21 protein-coding genes are annotated in these 21,010 nt (G+C 64.7%); 4 read left to right on the plus strand and 17 right to left on the minus strand.

Annotation, left to right across the window (positions count from 1 at the left end; all coding sequences use genetic code 11):
* Window positions 1-37 precede the first annotated feature (37 nt).
* The 5 genes from NLM25_RS40110 to NLM25_RS40130 all read right to left on the minus strand — a co-directional run bounded on the left by NLM25_RS40110 (window position 38) and on the right by NLM25_RS40130 (window position 4,728).
* Window positions 38-769 carry an amino acid ABC transporter ATP-binding protein gene (locus NLM25_RS40110; protein WP_254140569.1) on the minus strand — a complete coding sequence of 244 codons (732 nt, stop codon included), beginning with the start codon at window positions 767-769 and terminating at the stop codon, window positions 38-40.
* A 12-nt stretch (window positions 770-781) separates the two neighbouring features.
* Entirely contained in the window at window positions 782-1,474 is a 693-nt protein-coding gene (locus tag NLM25_RS40115; RefSeq protein WP_254140570.1) for an amino acid ABC transporter permease, read from the minus strand.
* A gap of 3 nt (window positions 1,475-1,477) precedes the next feature.
* Window positions 1,478-2,209, minus strand: a complete 732-nt coding sequence (locus tag NLM25_RS40120) for an amino acid ABC transporter permease (RefSeq protein WP_254123398.1) — start codon at window positions 2,207-2,209, stop codon at window positions 1,478-1,480.
* Between the two features lie 111 nt (window positions 2,210-2,320).
* A complete protein-coding gene (locus NLM25_RS40125; protein ID WP_254123399.1) occupies window positions 2,321-3,232 on the minus strand; it encodes an amino acid ABC transporter substrate-binding protein in 912 nt (303 codons plus the stop codon).
* 98 nt (window positions 3,233-3,330) lie between these two features.
* Entirely contained in the window at window positions 3,331-4,728 is a 1,398-nt protein-coding gene (locus NLM25_RS40130; protein WP_254140571.1) for a M20 family metallopeptidase, read from the minus strand.
* A gap of 284 nt (window positions 4,729-5,012) precedes the next feature.
* On the opposite strand from NLM25_RS40130, the gene NLM25_RS40135 reads away from it, so the two are divergent.
* Window positions 5,013-6,392, plus strand: coding sequence for an LLM class flavin-dependent oxidoreductase (locus NLM25_RS40135; protein WP_254123401.1), 1,380 nt, complete (start codon window positions 5,013-5,015; stop codon window positions 6,390-6,392).
* A gap of 151 nt (window positions 6,393-6,543) precedes the next feature.
* Here NLM25_RS40135 and NLM25_RS40140 read toward each other — a convergent pair whose 3' ends face one another.
* From NLM25_RS40140 to NLM25_RS40155, 4 genes are all read right to left on the minus strand, one after another.
* Window positions 6,544-8,205, minus strand: coding sequence for a thiamine pyrophosphate-binding protein (locus NLM25_RS40140; RefSeq protein ID WP_254140572.1), 1,662 nt, complete (start codon window positions 8,203-8,205; stop codon window positions 6,544-6,546).
* A 106-nt stretch (window positions 8,206-8,311) separates the two neighbouring features.
* Complete coding sequence (locus NLM25_RS40145; protein ID WP_254140573.1) at window positions 8,312-8,815, minus strand: GFA family protein; 504 nt, start codon at window positions 8,813-8,815, stop codon at window positions 8,312-8,314.
* A 218-nt stretch (window positions 8,816-9,033) separates the two neighbouring features.
* On the minus strand, window positions 9,034-10,161 hold the full coding sequence (locus NLM25_RS40150; RefSeq protein ID WP_254140574.1) for an alkene reductase: 1,128 nt from the start codon (window positions 10,159-10,161) through the stop codon (window positions 9,034-9,036).
* Window positions 10,162-10,279: 118 nt separating this feature from the next.
* Window positions 10,280-11,776, minus strand: coding sequence for an aldehyde dehydrogenase family protein (locus NLM25_RS40155; protein ID WP_254123405.1), 1,497 nt, complete (start codon window positions 11,774-11,776; stop codon window positions 10,280-10,282).
* Window positions 11,777-11,959: 183 nt separating this feature from the next.
* Between NLM25_RS40155 and NLM25_RS40160 the strand changes: the two genes are divergently transcribed.
* The gene (locus NLM25_RS40160) at window positions 11,960-12,805 is read left to right on the plus strand and encodes an SDR family NAD(P)-dependent oxidoreductase (protein WP_254140575.1); all 846 of its coding nucleotides are present in this window, start codon (window positions 11,960-11,962) and stop codon (window positions 12,803-12,805) included.
* Window positions 12,806-12,970: 165 nt separating this feature from the next.
* Here the strand turns inward: NLM25_RS40160 and NLM25_RS40165 are convergent, their stop codons facing one another.
* From NLM25_RS40165 to NLM25_RS40190, 6 genes are all read right to left on the minus strand, one after another.
* The gene (locus tag NLM25_RS40165; RefSeq protein WP_195800657.1) at window positions 12,971-13,177 is read right to left on the minus strand and encodes a hypothetical protein; all 207 of its coding nucleotides are present in this window, start codon (window positions 13,175-13,177) and stop codon (window positions 12,971-12,973) included.
* Window positions 13,178-13,249: 72 nt separating this feature from the next.
* On the minus strand, window positions 13,250-13,663 hold the full coding sequence (locus NLM25_RS40170; protein WP_254140576.1) for a Rieske (2Fe-2S) protein: 414 nt from the start codon (window positions 13,661-13,663) through the stop codon (window positions 13,250-13,252).
* Between the two features lie 11 nt (window positions 13,664-13,674).
* Complete coding sequence (locus NLM25_RS40175; RefSeq protein ID WP_254140577.1) at window positions 13,675-14,787, minus strand: amidohydrolase family protein; 1,113 nt, start codon at window positions 14,785-14,787, stop codon at window positions 13,675-13,677.
* 13 nt (window positions 14,788-14,800) lie between these two features.
* Complete coding sequence (locus NLM25_RS40180) at window positions 14,801-15,862, minus strand: amidohydrolase family protein (protein ID WP_254140578.1); 1,062 nt, start codon at window positions 15,860-15,862, stop codon at window positions 14,801-14,803.
* A gap of 264 nt (window positions 15,863-16,126) precedes the next feature.
* Complete coding sequence (locus tag NLM25_RS40185; protein ID WP_254123410.1) at window positions 16,127-16,402, minus strand: YiaA/YiaB family inner membrane protein; 276 nt, start codon at window positions 16,400-16,402, stop codon at window positions 16,127-16,129.
* Between the two features lie 39 nt (window positions 16,403-16,441).
* Window positions 16,442-17,137 carry a PspA/IM30 family protein gene (locus NLM25_RS40190; protein ID WP_254140579.1) on the minus strand — a complete coding sequence of 232 codons (696 nt, stop codon included), beginning with the start codon at window positions 17,135-17,137 and terminating at the stop codon, window positions 16,442-16,444.
* A gap of 103 nt (window positions 17,138-17,240) precedes the next feature.
* Here NLM25_RS40190 and NLM25_RS40195 point away from each other — a divergent pair, with 103 nt between their 5' ends.
* Window positions 17,241-17,849 (plus strand): TetR/AcrR family transcriptional regulator, encoded by a 609-nt coding sequence (locus tag NLM25_RS40195; protein ID WP_254140580.1) that lies wholly within the window; start codon window positions 17,241-17,243, stop codon window positions 17,847-17,849.
* A 49-nt stretch (window positions 17,850-17,898) separates the two neighbouring features.
* On the opposite strand, the gene NLM25_RS40200 is transcribed toward NLM25_RS40195, so the two are convergent.
* On the minus strand, window positions 17,899-18,576 hold the full coding sequence (locus NLM25_RS40200; RefSeq protein WP_254140581.1) for a peroxiredoxin-like family protein: 678 nt from the start codon (window positions 18,574-18,576) through the stop codon (window positions 17,899-17,901).
* A 98-nt stretch (window positions 18,577-18,674) separates the two neighbouring features.
* Between NLM25_RS40200 and NLM25_RS40205 the strand changes: the two genes are divergently transcribed.
* A complete protein-coding gene (locus tag NLM25_RS40205; protein ID WP_254140582.1) occupies window positions 18,675-19,556 on the plus strand; it encodes a LysR family transcriptional regulator in 882 nt (293 codons plus the stop codon).
* 19 nt (window positions 19,557-19,575) lie between these two features.
* Here the strand turns inward: NLM25_RS40205 and NLM25_RS40210 are convergent, their stop codons facing one another.
* Complete coding sequence (locus NLM25_RS40210; RefSeq protein WP_254140583.1) at window positions 19,576-20,919, minus strand: glycoside hydrolase family 3 N-terminal domain-containing protein; 1,344 nt, start codon at window positions 20,917-20,919, stop codon at window positions 19,576-19,578.
* Window positions 20,920-21,010: the final 91 nt, after the last annotated feature.

Genomic DNA, 21,010 nt, shown 5'->3' on the forward strand with positions numbered 1-21,010 from the left:
TCTGGTCCTTCGGACCATCCCGGAATGACGGCGGTGGTCAGTGCGACAGAATCTTCGACAGGAACTTCTGCGCGCGGTCGCTGCGCGGCTTGCCGAAGAAGTCGTCCTTCGGGGCGTCCTCGACGATCTCGCCGCGGTCCATGAAGATGACGCGATTGGCGACCTTGCGGGCAAAGCCCATCTCGTGGGTGACCACCATCATGGTCATGCCCTCATGGGCGAGGTCGACCATGACGTCGAGCACCTCGCTCACCATTTCGGGATCGAGCGCCGAGGTCGGCTCGTCGAACAGCATGACGATGGGGTCCATGGCGAGCGCGCGCGCGATCGCGACGCGCTGCTGCTGGCCACCGGACAGCTGCGCCGGAAACTTTTGCGCCTGCTCCTTCAGGCCGACGCGCTCCAGCAGCTGCATGGCCTTCGTCGTCGCCTTGTCGTGCGACCGGCCCAGCACCTTCTGCTGGGCGAGGCAGAGATTGTCGATGATCTTCAGATGCGGAAACAGCTCGAAGTGCTGGAACACCATGCCGACGCGCGAGCGCAACTTCGGCAGATTGGTCTTGGGATCGTTGACCTTGGTGCCGTCGACCGAGATGTCGCCGCTCTGGAACGGCTCCAGCGCATTGACGCATTTGATCAGCGTCGACTTGCCCGAGCCCGACGGGCCGCAGACCACGACGACCTCGCCCTTGGTGACGCTGGTGGTGCAGTCGGTCAGCACCTGGAAGGTCGGGCTGTACCATTTGTTGACGTGGCTGATTTCGATCATGACCGATACGCTCTATCGAATGATGGCGATGCGCGCCTGCAGGCGGCGAACGCCGAAGGACGCGATACAGGAAATTGTGAAGTAGACCACGGCGGCGAACAGATACATTTCGACCAGCCGCCCGTCGCGCTGCGCGACCTTGCTGGCCGCGCCGAGGAAGTCGGTGATCGACAGCACGTAGACCAGCGAGGTGTCCTGGAACAGCACGATGGTCTGCGTGATCAGGACCGGCAGCATGTTGCGGAATGCCTGCGGCAGCACGACGTAGCGCATCGTCTGCGCATAGTTGAGCCCGAGTGCGCTGGCCGCAGCCGGCTGTCCGCGCGAGATCGACTGAATGCCGGCACGCATGATCTCGGAGAAGTACGCGGCCTCAAACATGATGAAAGTGATGAGCGAGGATGCGAAGGCGCCGACGCTGATCGGGCGCGAGGCGCCGGTCAGCCACTGCCCGATATAGGGCACCAGGAAGTAGAACCAGAAGATGACCAGCACCAGCGGCAGCGAGCGCATGAAGTCGACATAGAGGCCGGCGATGCGGCCCAGGATCTTGAATCCCGAGAGCCGCATCAGCGCGAGCGCCGTGCCGAAGACCAGGCCGCCGAGCGCCGCGAGCGCCGTCAGCGTCAGGGTAAACGTCATGCCCTCGTAGAACAGATAGGGCAGTGAGCGGCGGATGACGTCGAAATCGAAATTGCCGAGCATCGCTTATTTCCCCGTGATGTAGCCGGGGATCGCGACCCAGCGCTCGAGGAAGCGCATCGCGGTCACGACGACGGCGTTGACGAGGAGGTAGAGGATGGTGGCGGCGGTGAAGGCCTCGAACACCTGGAACGAGAATTCCTGCATTGAGCGCGCCTGTCCGGTCAGTTCGAGCAGGCCGATGGTGATGGCGACCGCCGTATTCTTGATGGTGTTGAGGAACTCGGAGGTCAGCGGCGGCAGGATGATGCGGAACGCCATCGGCAGCAACACGTAGCGATAGCCCTGCACGGTGGTCAGGCCCAGCGCGGTCGCCGCCATCTTCTGCCCGCGCGGCAGCGAGCTGATGCCGGCCTGCAACTGGACGGCGACGCGCGCCGACATGAACAGGCCGACGCCGATCGCTGCCGTCCAGAACGGCGCGTTCGGCAATTGCTTCAGCCACAGCCCGGCGGCCTTCGGCAGGATTTCCGGCAGCACGAAGAACCACAGGAAGAGCTGCACCAGCAGCGGCATGTTGCGGAAGAATTCGACGTAAGCGAAGCCGAACCAGTAGGCGCCCTTCGACGGCAGCGTGCGCATCACGCCGACGATCGAGCCGGTGATCAGCGCGATGATCCAGGCCAGCCCGGCAGTCTTGAGGGTCAGCGCCAGGCCCGACAGGAGCATGTCGAGGTAGGTACCGGTCCCCATCGGGTTCGGCTGGAAAAAGATTCCCCAGTTCCAGTTGTAGTTCACGTGTCCCCCGCGCGAACGCGCCCATGATGTCAGGGCGCCTATGCAAATGTCCGGCCACCCTGCTGTCAAGAGTGGCCGGACATGATCCCGATCGAAAGATCGAGGTCTATCTTACTTGTAGTCGTCCGGGTTCGGCGAGTCGCTCGGCTTGGCGAACTCGTTCTTCAGCTCGGCCGAGATCGGGGTGTTGAGGTTCAGACCCTTCGGCGGGATCTTGGCGGTGAACCACTTTTCATAGATCTTCTGGCCTTCGCCCGAGGTGTAGACCGCGGCAGTTGCAGCATCGACCACCTTCTTGAAGGCGGCGTCGTCCTTGCGCAGCATGATGCCGTAAGGCTCAGGCTTGGAGAACGCGTCCTTGGAGATGACGTAGTCATCCGGCGACTTCGAGCCGGCAACGAGGCTCGCGAGCAGGATGTCGTCCATGACGAACGCGACCGCGCGGTCGGTCTCGACCATCAGGAAGGCCTCGGCGTGGTCCTTGGCCGGGATGATGTTGGCGCCGAGGCCCTTCGCGACGTTGGCTTCGGTGAGCTGCTTGATGTTGGTGGTGCCGGCGGTCGAGACCACCGTCTTGCCCTTGAGGTCTTCGATCGACTTGAGGCCGCTCGACTTCTTGAAGACGTAGCGGCTGGCGGTCAGGAAGTGGGTGTTGGTGAAGGCGACCTGCTTCTGGCGCTCGGCGTTGTTGGTGGTCGAGCCGCATTCGAGGTCGATCGTGCCGTTGGCCATCAGCGGAATGCGGGTCGCCGACGTCACCGGATTGAGCTTGACCTCGAGCTTGTCGAGCTTGAGTTCCTTCTTCACGGCGTCGACGATCTTGTAGCAGATGTCCATCGCGAACCCGACGGGCTTCTGGTTGTCGTCGAGATAGGAGAACGGGATCGAGGAGTCGCGGAAGCCCAGCGTGATGGCGCCGGTGTCCTTGATGTTCTTCAGCGTACCGGTCAGCTCCTGGGCCCCAGCCTGGCTGACGGCGAAGGTCGCGGCGAGCGCGAGGCCGATGCTACGGAAGTGTTTCACTTTTAGTCCCCTTTCAGGATGATGCCGGCGGGATGCAAGCACAAATCGGGCTGGAATAGAATGTGACTTTTGGCTGGATCGCGGCCCAGGTTAACGGCTCAGGTTGCCGGTCTTGCCAGCGGATTTGGCAATTCCCCGAGATCCCAGAACAGCCCGGCCATGACCGTCAAGGCCTCTTCGGTCAATGGCAGCAGGATGTGCTCATTGGGCGCATGCTGGGAGCAGCCGGGATAGGAGTGCGGGACCCAGATCGTCGGCAGGCCCAGAATCTCGGAAAACACGTCATTAGGCAGCGAGCCGCCGAAATTCGGCAGCACCGCCGGCGTCTTGCCGGTGGTGTTTTTGACCGAATCCGCGGCCCATTTGATCCAGGGGCTGTCGAAATCGGTGCGCGAGGCGGCAAAGCTCTGGGCCGCCCGCACCTCGACCATCGGAAAGCCCTTCTGGGCCAGATGCGTGCCGATAGCCTCGATCAGGCCATCGATCCGGGTGCCGACCACGAAACGCAGTTGCAGCACGGCATTGGCGTGGCCGGGAATGGCATTGGCCGGCTTGTCGATATTGCCGGACGACATCGCTAGCACCTCGAGCGTGTTCCAGGCATAGAGCCGCTCGGCGGCCGACAGCCCTTCCTCGCCCCAGTTCTCCGCGAGCGCCGGCTCGTCCTCGGTCGGCACCACCTGCACGTCGGCAAGATAGCTGCGGATCTGGTTGGTGAGGCGTGGCGGCTTCAGCGCGTCGAGCTGAAGGCGGCCGTGGCCGTCGACCAGCGTGGAAATCGCGTTGACCAGGATGGTCGCGGGGTTGGCGAGCACGCCGCCCCAATTGCCCGAATGGTGACCGCCATCGCGCAGGTTCACATCCAGATGAATGCGGATGCCGCCGCGGCAGCCGAGAAAGAGCGTCGGCCGGTCGGCGGACAGGCGCGGCCCGTCGGAGGCCATGAACAGATCGGCCTTGAGCGCGTCGCGATTGAGATCGCAGACCTTGCCGAGATCGGGCGAGCCGATCTCCTCGCCCATCTCGACGATGAATTTGGCATTGAAGCCGAGCTTGCCGCCACGGGCCTCGCGCACCGCGCGGAGTGCCGCCATGTTGATGCTGTGCTGGCCCTTGTTGTCGGCGGTGCCACGGCCATAGAGCCGCGTGCCCGCAACCGTCGTGCGCCAGGGATCGCGGCCGTCGCGCCACTCGCCCTCCATGCCGTCGACGACGTCGCCATGGCCGTAGATCAGGACGGTCGGCGCTGACGCGCTCTCGTGATGCTCGGCGAACAGGAACGGCGCCTTGCCGCTCGGGGATTCGACGATGCGGCTGGTAAAGTCGAGCGCCGCAAAGGCCGGCTGCATCTCCTGTTCCAGATAGGAACGCAGCTCGGCGCCGCGTGCCGGATTCTGGCTTTCGGTCCGATAGGCGACGCGGCGGTCGAGCTCGGTGAGGAACGCGCCGGATTTGAAATCGTCACGGGCGCGGGCGATGGCGTCGGCTCTGGTCATGGCTGGTTTTTCGAGGCTTTGAGACGAAGGACCCTACCCGAGACAGGTAGCCCTTCGAAAGTGGCAGGGACTTGGATAGTTCTTCGAGTTCTCTTGGGATTTCGTTCTTGCTCTCTTGAGATTGGCTTGCCAAGAGCGGGAGCACCGCTGATTTTGGCCTTGCCAAACACAAGCCTTTCTATTCTTGGCCCTTGCAAAGGGCCAATTATATGCAAGAACTTCGCCAAGTTGGGGCGCACGTCTATCATTCGAAGAGCGCTCGGTACAGGGCGCCGGGGACCAGCATGGCCAAGCAGATCAGGCTCAACGCCTTCGCGATGAATTGCGTCGCGCATCAATCACCGGGGCTGTGGACCCACCCACGCGACCGCACCGCCGAATATAATCGCCTGCCCTACTGGATCGATCTCGCCAGGACGCTGGAACGCGGCCGTTTCGACGGGCTGTTCCTGGCCGACGTGCTCGGGGTCTACGACGTCTATGGCAACAGCCCTGACGCTGCCTTGCGCAATGCAGCGCAGACACCATCGAACGAACCGCTGCTGCTGCTCTCGGCGATGGCGGCGGTAACGCAGAATCTCGGTTTCGGCGTCACCAGCAATCTGTCCTTCGAGCCGCCCTACCCGTTCGCGCGGCGGATGTCGACACTCGACCATCTCACCGAGGGGCGGATCGGCTGGAACGTCGTCACCGGCTATCTCGACAGCGCCGCGCGCGGCGCCGGCAAGGACAAGCAGACCGGACACGACGACCGCTACGACATCGCCGACGAATATATGGAGGTCGTCTACAAGCTCTGGGAAGGCAGCTGGGAGGACGACGCGGTGCTGCGCGACCGCAAGCGCGGCATCTTCACCGATCCCACCAAGGTTCATCGCGTCAATCATGAGGGCGCGAATTACCGCATCAACAACACCATCCATCTCAGCGAACCGTCACCGCAGCGCACGCCCGTGCTGTACCAGGCCGGCACCTCGCCGCGCGGGCGGCAGTTCGCGGCGAAGCACGCCGAATGCGTGTTCATGTCGGGACCGTCGGCCAAGGTGATCGGCCCTCGCGTGTCAGCGATCCGCCAGGAAGCCGCAGCGCTCGGCCGCGATCCGGCGGAAATCCTGATGTTCTCGATGATGACCATCATCCTCGGACGGACCGAGGCCGAGGCGAACGAGAAATACGCCGACTATCGCCGCCATATCAGCCCCGAGGGTGCGCTGGCGCTGATGTCGGGCTGGACCGGTGTCGATTTCTCCGGCTACGACCTCGACCAGCAGGTGCGCCACGTCCAGAACGATGCCGGCCGCAGCGCGATGGACAACGTCACCCGTGCCGATCCCGACCGCGTCTGGACCGTGCGCGACGTCATCGAGCATGTCGGCGTCGGCGGTGCGGGTCCTGTCGTCGTCGGCACGCCCGAGATGGTCGCGGACAAGATCGAGGCATGGTTCGAGGCAACCGATGTCGACGGCCTCAACGTCGCCTTCGCGATCTCGCCCGGCGATTTCGAGGATATCGCCGACATGCTGGTGCCGGAACTGACGCGGCGTGGCCGGTACAAGCCGGAATACGCCAAGGGCACGCTGCGGGAAAAACTGTTCGGCGACGGCCGCGCGAGGCTAGGAGCGCCGCATCCGGCGGCGGGTTATCGGGTGGGGAAGAAGGGTTAGCAGCCACACCCTCCGCTGTCGTCCCCGCGAACCCGGGGACCCATAACCCCAGGGAAAAGTTTGGCGAAGACTGGTCGTTCGGGTTTGGCAGCTCCCACGATCGATGGATCACGCGGTATGGGTCCCCGCGTTCGCGGGGACGACAGCGGAGCTACACCTTCCCGTCCACCATCACCTCGATCAGCTTCGTCCCCGGCCGATTGAACGCCGACGCCAGCGTCGCCTTCAGTTCGCGGGGATCGTTCACCTTGATCGCCTCGCAGCCGAGCGCCTTCGCGACGCCGGCAAAATCGACGGGCGGATCGACAAAGTCCATGCCGACATAATTGTCATCGCCGTGGAAGGCGAGCAGGCGCTGCTTGATGATGCGGTAGCCGCCATTGTTGGCGATGACGACGTTGAGCGGCAGCTTGTGATGCGCCGCCGTCCACAGCGACTGGATCGAGTACATCGCGCTGCCGTCGCCGGAGAAGCACACCACGGGGCGATCCGGATTGGCGATGCTGGCGCCGACGGAGGCCGGCAGGCCCCAGCCGATGCCGCCGGATGCAAGCCCATGATAGCCGAAGCGGTCGCGGTGCGCGCGAAGCGCCGTGATCTGGCGGCTGGAGGTGAGACCTTCGTCGACGAGGATGGCGTGGTCGGGCATGGCCTCGACCATTTGCAGCACCAGATAGTCGGGATCGATCGGCGAGCGGCTGGCGGTCTTGCCGATCTGCTCGACCAGCGCGGCGCGCCGCGCGGTCCAATTCTTCGGCGCGAGCTCGGCGAGACTCCGTTTTGCACGCTGCGCCAGCGACGCGCCGCCCATCTCCTTCAGCACCGGGATCAGCGCGCGCAGTGTTTCCTTCAGGTCCGCCTTCAGCGCGATCTCGGCGCCGTAATTCTTGGCGATCTCCCAATCGACGAGACCGATCTGCACGATGCCGAGCCCGTCCGGCAGCGCGTCGACCTCACTATAGACAGACATCCGCAAGGGATCGCCGCCGAGCGCAATCAGCAGATCGTACGGCGCCAGCGTATCGCGCGCGACCTTCTGCACGCGCGCCAGCGTGCCGACGAAGCTCGGGCTCTCCGACAGGAAGTGCGAGCCATAGGGCGTCGAGGACTGGTAGGCGGCGGCGCCGAGCAGCTCGGCGAGTTCGGCAGCTTCCTTGAGCGCGTCGCTTTTCACCACCTCGTCCATGGTGACGATGACAGGACGCTCGGCCTTGAGCAGCCGCGCGGCAAACGCCTTCAGCGCCTCATCCGACGGTTTCGTGCGCGCGTCGATGCGGGTGGAGCGGCCGAGATCGATGCCGGCCTCGGCGTTGAGGATGTCGCCCGGGAGGGAGATGAACACCGGCCCGGTCGGCGGCGTCACCGCGACCTTGGCGGCGCGGCGCACGATGCGCGGCAGATCCTCCAGCCGCGTCACCTCGACCGCCCATTTCACCAGTGGCTCGGCCATCCGCACCAGCGGGCCGTAAAGCACCGGCTCCATCAGGCCATGGCCCTGCTCCTGCTGGCCGGCGGTCAGGATCATCGGCGTGCCGGTGAATTGGGCATTGTAGAGCGAGCCCATCGCGTTGCCGAGGCCGGGCGCGACGTGGACGTTGCAGGCCACGAGTTTTCCCGAGGCGCGGCTATAACCGTCGGCGATCGCGACCACCAGGCTCTCCTGCATCGCCATGACATAGGTGAGATCAGGATGATCCTTCAGCGCATGCATGATCGGCAACTCGGTGGTGCCGGGGTTGCCGAACAGATGCGTGATGCCCTCGTCCTTGAGCAGCGCGAGAAAGGCGGAGCGGCCGGTAATCTTGTTCTTCATGTTTCCTCCAGGAGCGGGCGTTGCCGCAAGGACGGATCGCATGATGGCCGAAGTCTTGGGAGGCGCGCAAGGAAGCGCGGTCATGGCTGCGTTGCGCGGAAGAGCGCTACATCTCCTCGCGCCCCAATTCGAACGGATCCTCGCCGCCCGCACGCTTCTTCCTTTTCGAGCGCTGCCAGACCACACCGGGAAAGCCCTTCAGCGGCACCAGCGGCTCCCCGGTATAGGCCCATTCCTGCAGCTCTTCGATGGCGATGTGATAGAGCGGCTGGCGGCCGGTGCGCTCTTTGAACAGGGCCCGGGGGATGTTGACCATGTGCGGGCCGCGGGGCCGCTCGTACGCGATCGGCGTCCCGCAATGCGAGCAGAAGCTGCGCGCGGTCTTGGTGGCCTTGTCCTCGTAGCGGGCGAGCGCGGTTTTGCCGGAAGTGATGCGAAAGCGCTTCTTCCAGCTTCCGACATAGGTGGCGTAAGCCGCGCCGTGGGCGCGGCGGCTGGCGGCCGAATGATCATGCCAGGCCCAGCGCGCGGGAACGTCGATCTCGAAGGTGACCTTGCCGCAAAGGCATTGACCGGTGGCTAGTCCTGCGGCGGCTGCGGCTTTGACCATGGAAGTCTCTCCATCGTCATTGCGAGCACAACGAAGCAATCCAGACTGCCTCGGCGGAAAGACTGGATTGCTTCGCTACGCTCGCAATGACGGAGTTTGTGGCGGCGGTCGGAACAGAACAATAGCCCCGTAGCCCGGATGAGCGAAGCGACATCCGGGAAAACCATTGCTCAGGCGAAGGTCCCGGATATCGCTTCGCTCATCCGGGCTACGCGCACCTACGCCGGCGTCAGCTCGTCATAGACGGGATAATCCGTGTACCCCTTCTCCTCGCCGCCATAGAACGTCGCGCGGTTATACGGCGTGATCGGATAATCCTGCTCGAGGCGCCGCGGCAGATCGGGGTTCGAGATGAAGATGCGGCCGAAGGCGATGATGTCGGCGTGTCCCTCGGCGATCGCCGCATTCGCGGTCTCTCCGGTAAAGCCGCCGGCAGTCATCAGCACGCCGCTGTAGAGCGGACGGAACAGCACCATCGCCGAGGGCACGTTCTCCCAGTGGACGTCGGCGCGGCCGGCGCCGCTGGAGCGCGGCTCGATGAAGTGCAGGTAGGCGAGACCGAGCTTGTCGAGCGCCTTCACGACATGGGTGTAGAGCGGCATCGGATCGGGCTCGCCGGAATCATTGGCGATGCCGTGAGGCGACAGCCGGACGCCGACGCGGTTCGCGCCCCAGACGTCGATCGCGGCCTGGGTCACCTCGAGCAGCAGCCGTGCGCGGTTCTCGATTCCGCCGCCATATTGATCGGTGCGCTGGTTACTGCGCGACTGCAGGAACTGCTCGAGCAGATAGCCATTGGCGCCGTGGATCTCGACACCGTCGAAGCCCGCCGCGAGCGCATTCTTCGCGCCCTGACGGAATGCTTCCACAACGCCCTTGACCTCGTCGGTCTCCAGCGCGCGCGGCGTCTCGTAATCGGCGATCTTGCCGTCGGCGGTCATCGCCTTCATGCCTTCGGCCTTGATCGCAATCGCCGAGGCCGACACCGGCAGCGCACCGCCATGATAGGACGAATGCGAGACGCGGCCGACATGCCAGAGCTGGAGGAAGATGATGCCGCCCTTGGCATGCACGGCATCGACCACCTTGCGCCAGCCGGCGATCTGGGCCTCCGAATAGATGCCCGGGGTCGCCGGATTGCCGCGGCCGTGCGAGACCACGGGCGATGCTTCTGCGATCAACAGACCGCCTTGCGTCGCACGCTGGCCGTAATATTCGGCATTGAGCGACCGCGGCGAGAAGCTCTCGCGCTCGGCGCGCATGCGCGTCAGCGGCGCCAGCGCGACGCGATGCGCGAGCTTGTACGGACCGACCTGCAACGGTCTAAACAACGCCTCGAATTTCATGTGGGCCCCGAAATTTCCATGGAAGGACACGGATCATATAGCGAGGGGCGGCCACCGGAAAAGGCGCCGCCCCCACGAAAAGATATTCCCTCTCGCGGAACGCGAAAGAGAGCAGGTCTTACGCCGTCTTGATCCAGACGGCCTTCACGTTGAGATACTCCTCGACATGCTGCTTGCCGGACTCACGGCCGTAGCCGCTCATCTTGTAGCCGCCGAAGGGCACCGCCGGGTCCATCGCCTGGTAGCAGTTCACCCACACCGAGCCGGCACGCAGGCTCTTGGCAACCGCATGCGCCTTGCTGACGTCGCGCGTCCAAAGGCCGGAGCCGAGGCCGAACGTGGTGTTGTTGGCGCGCTTGACCAGTTCGTCCATGTCCTTGAACGCGATCGCGGAGATGACGGGACCGAAGATCTCCTCCTGCGCGATCCGCATGTTGTCCTGGACGCCCGCGAACACGGTCGGCGAGACGAAGAAGCCCTTCGACAGCGCGCCTTCCGTGACGCGGCCGCCGCCGGCGAGCGCGCGCGCGCCTTCCTTCTGGCCGATGTCGAGATAGCCGGTGACGCGCTCGAGCTGCTGCTCGGAGACCAGCGGGCCGATCTGGGTGTTGGGATCGAGGCCGTTGCCGACCTGCAGTTTCTTGCCGAACTCGGCGACGCGGCCGACGAACTCTTCGTAGATCGACTGCTCGACGAACAGACGCGTGCCGGCGCTGCAGATCTGGCCAGAGTTGGCGAACACCGCCATCGCGGCACCGGGCACGGCGGCATCGAGATCTGCATCGGCGAACACGATGTCCGGCGACTTGCCGCCGAGCTCGAGCGAGACGCGCTTCAGATTGCCGGCCGAGGCACGGATGATCGACTGGCCCGTGACATGCGAGCCGGTGAAGGCGACCTTGTCGACGTCGTGGTGCGAGGCGAGCGCGGCGCCCGCGGTCTCGCCATAGCCGGGTACGACGTTGACGACGCCGGGCGGAATGCCGGCCTCCATCGCCAGCTCAGCGATGCGCAGCGAGGTCAGCGGCGCCTCTTCGGCGGGCTTGAGCACCACGGTGCAGCCGGTCGCGATCGCCGGGCCGATCTTCCAGATCGTCGCGGTGAGCGGGCCGTTCCAGGGAATGATGGCGCCGACGACGCCGATCGGCTCCTTCAACGTGTAGGAGAAGATCTCGCCGGGCAGCGAGTTCTCGATGGTCTCGCCGTGGATCGCGGTGGTCTGGCCGGCGTAATAACGCAGCATGCCGACGGCACGCAGACGATAGGCGCGGGTGCGGCTGAGCGGCGCGCCCATGTCGAGCGTGTCGAGCTGCGACAATTCGTCAAAGTTCTTCTCGACGAGGTCGGCGAGCTTGAGCAGCAGGTTCTGCCGCTCGAACGGCTTCACCTTGCTCCAGGGTCCCTCGAAGGCGCGGCGGGCGGCAGCGACCGCACGGTCGATGTCTTCCTTGTCGCCCTCGGCGACGGTTGCGAGCAGCTCGCCGGTGGCGGGGTTGTGGGTCTCGAAGCGCTTGCCGGAGGCAGCATCGACCCACTTCCCGTCGATCAGCATCTGCTTGTAGGACCCGTTGGCGAACGGATGGCGCGTGATCGGAATAGCCTGCGACACAGCCATGGCTGCACTCCCTATTCAGGTGATTGATTGGTTCGATCTCGGTGGGACCGTTAGGCCTGGAAGAATACAGCGCTGCACGATGGGCGTAAAGGCGGCGCGGAACGAAGACCTCCCATGCCGACTTGTGCAGGGTCGCGGCAGTGCCATGTTATATCTCGACCAAGCCCGCCCCGGAGACCAGCCATGCCCCATTCCGCCATCGTCAAGGACAATGTCGCCGTGATCACAGGAGGTGCATCCGGCATTGGACTGGCTGCCGCCGCAGCCTTCGCGCGGGCCGGCATGAAGGTGTGCATCGCTGACGTGGACCAGGCGCGGCTGGCCGAGGCCGCAACAAAACTGTCATCCGTCACGTCCGCCACACATGTGATGACCTTCGCCGCCGACGTCAGCAAAGCCGAGAGCGTGGCGGAACTCGAGCGCGCCGTGCGCGAGCGCTTCGGCGGCACCGATATCCTCATGAACAATGCCGGCATCCAGCCGGGCAGCACATTGTTCGCCGAGCCCGACAACTGGCAGCGCATCATCGGCGTCAACATGTGGGGCATCATCAACGGCTCGCGCATCTTCGCACCCGGCATGATCGCGCGCGGCAGGGCCGGCCTGATCATCAACACCGGCTCCAAGCAGGGCATCACCACGCCGCCGGGCGACCCCGCCTACAATGTCTCGAAGGCTGGCGTGAAGGCGTTCACCGAGGCACTCCAGCACGAGCTGCGCAATACGAAGGATTGCCGCGTCACCGCGCATCTCTTGATCCCCGGCTTCGTCTTCACCGGGCTGACCGCGAAGGGCCGCACCGAGAAACCCGCCGGCGCCTGGACGCCGGAGCAGACGGTCGATTTCATGCTGGCCCGGCTGGAGGCCGGCGATTTTTATATTCTCTGCCCGGACAATGACGTGCCCCGCGCGCTCGACGAGAAGCGCATGCTGTGGGCGGCCGGCGACATCGTCGAGAACCGCCCGCCGCTGTCGCGCTGGCATCCGGACTATTCGGATGCGTTCAAGAAGTTTGTGGAGGGGGAGTAACTACCAGACCCTCATGGTGAGGAGCGCGCCCTTTGCGCGCGTCTCGAACCATGCGGGCTCGGCTGAGGCAACCCGGCCTCGATCCTTCGAGACGCCCGCCTTCAGCGGGCTCCTCAGGATGAGGGGTTAGAGTCTTCGCGGTGTGGCAAATTCGTGCGAACCGCCTCACAGCGTCTCTTGCTGATGTCCGCAATTCTTGCAGGCGAACTTGACCCGGCTCTGGCCCTTTTCCGCCTGCACCCGGTTCGGCGCGCCGCACTTGCCGCATACGGCCTCGATGCGGGTCGTGCCCTGCTTCACGACGATGGTTTTCTTTTCCATCGATTCGCGGATCAGGCGCTCGGCCTCTTCACGCAGGGATTGTTTCGACAAAGCTCGTCTCCGCCTCTGAAAGCGCGAGAGCCATATCGCACTTGCGTGAAAATCACAATCGGCAAAGCCGGATTACACCTCGACGATCACATAGCTGTCCTTGACATGCACCGGAAACGTCTCGGCAACATACGGGCCCTTCCTGAGCTCGTCGCCCCGTTCCACCGCGACCGGATATGACCTTATCTTGACGCGTTTCGGGTCGAACCAGGACTGCCCGTTGCGCATATCGAACTCCCAGCCGTGCCAGGGACAGCGCAGCATCTCGCCGACGCGCGACCGCTCATAGATGCCGGGCTCGGGCGAAGTCAGCCGCGCCACGCACGCGGCTTTCTCCAGCGGCGCCCCCTCATGCGGGCAGCGGTTCAGCAGCGCGAAGAACTCGCCATTGACGTGGAACACGACGATGTCACGGCCGGCGATATCGACGACCTTGTTGCCGCCGGGCGGGATCTCCGAGGTGCGCGCGACGATGTGACGGGCCATATTCCTTCGTCTCAGAACTTGTAGACCGCACGGGCATTGGTGCTGAAGATCTTCTTCCGCTCGACCTCGGTCAGTGGCGTCTTGAAGGCAAAGCGCGGATCGTCGAAATCCCAGTGCGGATAGTCCGACGAGAACAACAGACGGTCGATGCCGACCCATTCGATCAGCGCACGCAGATGCCGCGCCTCGTCCGGTTCGTCGATCGGCTGTGTCGTGAACCAGAAATGCTCGCGGACATACTCGGACGGCTTGCGCTTGAGGTGCGGCACCTCGCTGCGGAAGCGCTCGAAATGCTGGTCCATGCGCCAGACCGCCGACGGGATCCAGCCGAAGCCGCCCTCGATGAAGACGAACTTCAATTTCGGGAACCGCTCCGGCACGCCTTCGATGACGAGGCTCGCAAGCTGCGCGGCGATCGTGTGTGCGTTGGACTGGTGCTCCTCGACATAGTAGGACGGCCAGCCGCCGCCGGTCGGGGCGTGGCCGCCATAGCCGCCGACATGGATGCCGAGCGGCAGGTCGAGCTCTTGCGCACGCTCATAGATCGGCCAGTAGCGGCGGCGGCCGAGCGGCTCGTTGGCGCGCGGCGAGACATTGATCTGGATATATTCGCCGATTCTCGCACAGCGCTCGATCTCGGCAATCGCAAGGTCCGTGCCGTCCTGGCCAACCAGGATCGAGGCCTTCAGGCGCGGATCGCGATGTGACCAGAATGCCAGCTGCCAGTCGTTGATGGCGCGCTGGATCGCGGCGCCGAATTCGAGGTTCTGCTGCGAGAAGATGAAGAGATCGAGCACCTGCAGGATCCCGAACTCGACATCGAGCGGATCGAGATGCTGCTTCTGCATGAAGGCGAGATCCGAGCCGGGCGGCCCGCCAGTCGGCGGCCAGGCATCGCGGCGCGCAATCAGCGGCGAGGAGCGCGGATAGGGCGTGGTGAAGAGATAGGGCGTGCGCAGATGGCTGCCATACTCCCTCAAGTGCTGCTGCCAGCGTTTCGGCAGAAACTCGTTGAGGTCGTCGAAGGAGTGCAGGCTCGGATGCACGTCGCAATCGACGATGCGCAGCCGCGTCGGGGCCGGCTTCTCGTCGTCGCGCAGCGGACGGTCGATGACTTCACTCATGCGAACCTCCAAGTCAATTGAGGGACAATCGCGAGAACGTCTCCAGCGGATTGTCGACACACATCTTCTCGATGATGCTCTTCGGCAAGTTCGGCGGGATCGGATCGTCGCCGTCGAACTGCCAGTGCGGATAGTCGGATGCGAACAAGAACATCTTTTCGGAGCCGATCTGGTCGATGATCTCCTCCACGCTTCGGGCATCGCCGGGCGCGTCGAACGGCTGCATGGTGACGCGAAAATTGTCGCGGATGATCGCGGCCGGCTCGCGCTCGACCCAGGGCACCTCGACGCGGACACCGCGCCAGGTCTTGTTGGCGCGCCACATGAAGGCCGGCAGCCAGCTCACGCCCGACTCCATCAGCACGACTTTGAGGGCAGGAAATTTTCCGAACACGCCCTCATAGATCAGGCTCAGGATCTGCGCCTGAAACGCCTGCGCCTCGACGAAGTAATATTCGTAGCGGTGCGACGGCCAGCCGGCCGAGCTCGGCGCCTGGCGATATTGCGTACCGGCATGGATCGCGAGCGGCAGCTTGTATTTCTCGGCTAACCGATAGACCGGCCAGAAGTGCCGCCGGCCCAGCAGCGTCTCGCCCTGCGCCAGCACCAGAATGGAGACGAAGCGATTGTCGCCGGCGCGGCGCTCGATCTCCTCGATCGCCAGATCCGGATCCTGCATCGGCACCACGATGGAGGCGCGCAGCCGCGGATCGCGCGACAGCCATTCGGCGGCGATCCAGTCGTTGATGGCCTTGCAGAAGTCGGCCGCCATGTAGGCATCGAACACGGCCTGCGCACCGTAGAGCACATTGAGGATCGCGTGGCTCGCACCCAGCTGCTCGAACGCGCCCTTCTGCACCATGGCAAGATCGGAGCCGGGCTTGGCGCCGTTGGCCGGACGCCAGTCGGCGCGGCCCGACAGCGGCATGCTTGGCGGATAGGAGGTGAGATCGAGCCCGTCGATGGCGCGGCTCACCACCTGCTCTTTCCAGTGATCGCTGAGATAGGGAAGCAGCGTCGTGCGCGTGCCGCCAACGGCCGGGTGGATGTCGCAGTCGATCCGCATCGCCGCCATGGAGCGTCCTCGCCGAGATCTTGCTTATTGGCGACGTTCTTGTGCGCCGCCTGCGCAGAGTGCCCCTGCCCGCTTCAGCGCGCAAGAGCGCACGCCCGCGCGATCCGTCATGGCTCGGTTGCATTTCGCAGCGCGATACGCCGACGCGGAACGCGATCGGCGAATGCAGTTCGTCAAGGATGTCGCCGGTTCCGGGCACAACAGCAGCGGAGTTATTCCGCCGCTGTTTGCTTGTTTGGCGTGACCTGGCTCAGGCAATCTCTCTCAAGCCGCCTTGGAGACTTCCATCAGCAGGCGCTCGGCCTTGGCATCCTCGATGCGGTTCACCAGGCGACTGCTCTCGTGATTGTCGCGGACGGTCTTGGTCAGGGTGATGCAGGTCTGGATCAGCATCACGATGCCCATGGTGAGATAGCCCTTCATCCAGAGGTCGAGCGGCAGGAAGAAGATGCCGATGGCGACGAGGAAGGCGGAGGCTGCGAAGGACGCATAAGTGAAGGTCACCCAGGCGCTGCTGTGGGGCTGGCCGTTCTGGTTCATGATGGTCTCCTATCGGTTCAAATGATGAGGGGGTTGAGATCAGGCCGTCGGTGCACGCTTGGACTTCAACCGCGCCAGCACGTCGTCGGCGGTCGTCTTGAGCCGGGGGCCGAAGCCCTGCTCGGCTAATCTTTCGGCGGTGGCGAGCGGGCCGCTGGCCGCATCGAGTTCGACCAGCGCATCGTCGGCAGCCTGGGCTTCCATCTGCCGGTCACGCAGGCGCCTCAAGGTGCTCTCCGCCTCCGGCAGCGTGGATTCGTAGGGACGCGCGGCCTCGATGCCACTGCGGCGAAGCGAGCGCACCGCTTCGGACGCACGGGCGACGCGGCGGCCACGATCGAGCTCGGTGATGCGGGCCTGCGCACTCGCGACATGCCGCTTCAGCCGCACGATCTCGGTCGCGAACAACGCGCGGGCCGTCATCGCCGCATCGCGGTCGGCCTCGAGGCCTGCGATGGCTTCGGCCGCCTCCTTGGCGAGATCCTCGCGGCCGCCGTCGAGCGCCGCAACGGCGCGGGTTTCGAGATCGGCAATACGGGCGACGGTCGCCTCGAGCTTGCGGCCTTCCTGCTGGTCCTGGGCGATGGCCAGCGCCAGCGTCCGCTTGCTGCGCTCGACGGCGGCGGCCGCGTCGCGCATCTGCTGGTCGAGGATCAGAAGGGCCGTCCGGTCCTCCAGTTCCTCGCCTGCGGCGGCAACACTGCCGCGGAAGAGTGTCACTACGGTCTTGAACATTTGCTGCTCCCTGTTATGAGCGTTGCTCACAGATGGTTTGTAGCAGAGACCTTGAACATCGTTCAATAAATATTTGAGCGACGCTCAAGAATTTGGTTGACAGATGACTAAAGCCTTGGAACGTCGAGAGAAACTTCGAGCCGACCTTATCCTCGCGGCGGAGCGGATGATCGCTCAGCGTGGGTTGGCCGGCCTGAAGACCCGCGATCTGGCCCGCGAGATCGGCTGCGCCAATGGTGCGGTCTACAATCTCGTTGCCGATGTCGACGAGCTGGTCCTGCGCGTCGGGTCGCGCACGCTGCACCGGCTCGACGAGGCGCTCAGCGCGGCGGTACGCGCTGGCAATCCATCGCCGCAGGAGACGCTGGTCTGCATCGCGATCGCCTATTGCGATTTCGCCGCGGAAAATCTCGAACTCTGGCGCGCGATGTTCGAGCACCGCATGGAGGCCGACAAGGACGTCCCCGACTGGTCCGCCAAAGACCAGATGCAGCTGTTCCGCCACATCTACGTGCCGCTCGCCACGCTGTTTCCAGAACGAGGCGCGGACGAGCTCGGCATCACCGCACGCAGCCTGTTCTCGGCCGTGCATGGCATGGTGGTGCTGGGACTCGAGCAGAGGCTGGTCGCCGTGCCGTTGCCCGCGCTGCGCAAGGAAATCGCCGGCCTGGTGCGTGCGATGATCGACGGATTGATCGCGCGCGAGCGCTAGCGGTTCACCGCCCCGCGCGCGACGGCACGCGAAGCGGTGCCCCTAACGCTCAGGCCGCCTTGCCGGCCCGCAACCGGTCGAGCACCGGCAACAGCTCAGACGGATCGGGGCGGTGCGTGTAGTCCGGATTGACCTCCGCATAGGCGATGACGCCGTCGCGGCCGATGACGTAACGCGCCGGCATCGGCAGCACCCAGGACGGATCGTCGTTGAACGTCGGCAGATCGTTCTTGAACGATTTGTAGAGCGCGACGAGATCGTCCTGCAAAACGAAGCGGATGCCGAAGGCGTCGGCGACCTCGCTCCGGACATCGCTCAGGATCGGGAATGAGAGCTTGTTGTCGCGCTGCGACTTGCGGCTGTTCGGCGCGGTCTGCGGCGAAATCGCAACGAGGCTCGCACCGCGCGCGGCGATCTCGGGCAGAGCGTCCTGAAGCGCCTGCAGCTCGAGGTTACAATAGGGACACCAGACACCGCGATAGAACGAGATGACCAGTGGTCCCTTCGCGAGCAGGTCGCGCGAGGAGACGGGCTTGCCGTCGGGATCCCTCAGGGTGAATTCGGGCGCGACGTCGCCGGCCTTCTTCGCGCGCTGCGCCTGGCCGCTGGCGATCAGTTCGGCGGTGGCGCGGTGCATGGTGTCCAGCGCCTCCTTGCTCGGCTTGAGCGGAAATCGACCGGCTTCGAAGTCGACTTTGAAGGCGTCGAGTTTGTCTTGCAGGGCCATGAGGAAACTCCATCGGTTGTCGTTGGCCCGGCCTATCTGGATCATTTGGAAATGAAGGGGTATATGGCCGTCACGGACAATATTTATTTGGAAGACGAATGAGTGATCGGCTCCAGGAATTGACCGTCTTCGTCCGGGCGGCAGAAAGCGGCAGCTTTTCAAAGACCGCGCGCGAGCTCGGCCTGTCGCAGCCCTCGGTGTCGCGCATCATCGGCGAACTGGAGAGCCGGCTCGGGGTCAAGCTGCTGCTGCGGACCACGCGCCGCATCACGGTGACGGACGCCGGCGCACTGCTTCTCATCCGCGCGCGCGACGTGCTGGCCGACATCGAGGACGCCGAGGACGCCGCGCGCGGCGTCGATTCATTGCGCGGAACGCTGCGCATCACGATGCCCATCGTCTACGGCACAAGGCACATCATCCCGCGCCTGCCGAAATTCCTACGCGCCCATCCCATTTTGCGTGTCGAGCTGTCCGTCGCCGACGAACGGCACAACCTCGTTGCGGAAGGCACCGACGTCGCGATCCGCCTGGGCCCGCTGAGCGACTCCGGCTTTGGCGCGCGCAAGCTTGCGACGCTGCCGCGCTTTCTCGTCGCCGCGCCCTCCTATCTCGCCGAGCGCGGCACCCCGAAGACGCCGGCCGATCTCGCCTCGCATGATTGCATCTTCGGTCCCGGCCTGTTCGGCCGCACCACTTGGTCATTCACCCGCAATGGCGCCGAGACGTCGGTCGATGTCCACGGCCGCATCACCACCGATTCCGGCCCCGGCGTGTTCGCGAGTGTGCTGGCGGGGCTCGGCATTGCCATGACCTCGCCGGTGATGGCCGGCCCCGAGATCGCGTCGGGCGCACTGGTCCCGCTGCTGAAGAGCTACAAGCTCGCGCCGGTCGACGTCTACGCCGTGTTTCCGGCGGGCCCCCGCCCCTCGACCAAGGTCCGCGCGCTGCTCGATTTCCTGGCCGAGGAGTTGAGATAGATCGCGGGGACGCAAAGGGCTAATCCTTGTCAACGACGCGAATGGCGCGTGAAGCTGCTCGCGCCTGCTCGGTCGGAAAGCCCCGCTCCAGCCGAGCCGCGCTCGCTTGCAGCATCGCCGCATCCAGCTTGCCCTGCCGCGATCCCTCCAGGGCGCAGGCGAAGACGCGGTAGAATTGCGCGCCGTCATAGGCGACCAGCAGCACATCGACACCGGCGTTGATCGCCTCGACGACGGCTTTGCAGACGTCGTGCTGGTAGATCGCACCCATCACCAGGTCGTCGGTCATCACCATGCCCTGATAACCCCATTTGCCGCGGATGATCCCCTCGACGACGCGTTTCGAATGCGAGGCCGCGCGATCGGGGTCGACGGTCGTGAGCGTGACGTGTCCAACCATGAGCGCACTGCGCGAATGCGACAGCACCTCGCGGAACGGAAGCCAGTCGGTCACCTCCAGCTCCTTCACCGGCGTGTCGAGATTGGCGCTGAAATGATGCGTGTCGGCGCGGACACGGCCGATGCCCGGAAAATGCTTCAGCGTGGCGCCGACGCCTGACTCTTCCAGCCCGCGGACATAGGCGCTCGCGATCGTGCTGACGACGGCGGGATCGGTGGCAATCGCGCGCTGGCCGATCAGCGTGTGGAAGTCGAGGCGATTGCGCCTCGCCGGCGGCTTGAGGTCGAGCACCGGCGCGAGGTTGAGGTTGACGCCGACGCCGGCTAGCTCGCGGCCATGGATGCGGCCGAACTCTTCCGCCTTGGCCTGCTGCTCGTCGGGGGCGAGCCCGGCAAGTGTCGCCAGCGCCGGCACCTTGGTCAGCGGCGGCGCGAGATGCCCGACAATGCCGCCCTCCTGGTCTGCCGCAACGACCAGCGGCGGCAGGCCGGCGGCGCGCCGCTTGTCCTGGAGCGCCGTGATCTCGGCCTGCAGCGCCTCGATCGTCCGGCCGCGGATGTTGTGCCGGGTGACGTAGACGCCGCCGATCAACCCCTGCTCGGCAAGGCGCGCGACCTCGGGAACCGAGGAATAGCCGACCATGAAGTGCGGTCCGAGCTGACGCGCTTCAGTGGCTGTCGCGGCAAGCACATCGTGCTTGCGCAGCTCGAACTTCAGATGCGCGGCCGACATCAGCAGCGGCGGCAGGCACCAGAGCATGACGAGCAGCTTGCCCGCGATGCTGCGCCAGCGCCCGAGGCGCAGCAGGACGATGACGATCACGATGCTTGCGACGACAAGCGCGATGTTTCCGACGCCGCGCAACACGAGCAGATAGGGATCGCTCTTGTTCACTGCCGCGAATGCGACGACAGGTGCGGCAAGCCAGAGCAGGATGAGACCGATGCGATGGAGGAGTTGCATGATGCGTCACGTCCAAAATGATGAACGCATCGCACCTATCAGCGAGACTTACGCTGCGCGAGGGGCAAAAGCACGCCTGCACGAAAACTGC

This window comes from Bradyrhizobium sp. CCGB01 (assembly GCF_024199795.1).
Taxonomy (GTDB): Bacteria; Pseudomonadota; Alphaproteobacteria; order Rhizobiales; family Xanthobacteraceae; genus Bradyrhizobium.